Here is a 276-nt window from a genome sequence, read left to right on the forward strand (position 1 = left end):
CGGTAAGATCACCGCATTAGCAAGGCCGTGAGGAATATGATAATACCCCCCCATTTGATGGGCGATCGCATGTGCATAACCAATCGATGCCCGAGTAAACGCCACGCCCGCATTAAAACTCGCAATCGACATTTGGCGGCGTGCTTCGATATTACTACCATCTGCATAAGCGGTCGGTAGATTAGCGAAAATACGTTTTACCGCATCATAACCGTATGCTTTGGTTTGCTCGGTAGCATGAAAACCAATATACGATTCAACCGCATGGGTTAACGC

The 276-nt window shown here is 47.8% G+C and carries 1 pseudogene; it reads right to left on the minus strand.

Annotation, left to right across the window (positions count from 1 at the left end):
* Window positions 1-276 (minus strand): annotated as a pseudogene (locus MTCD1_RS19075) (iron-containing alcohol dehydrogenase); the annotation flags it as partial.

The sequence above is a fragment of the Colwellia marinimaniae genome, assembly GCF_002207865.1.
Classification (GTDB): Bacteria; Pseudomonadota; Gammaproteobacteria; order Enterobacterales; family Alteromonadaceae; genus Colwellia; species Colwellia marinimaniae.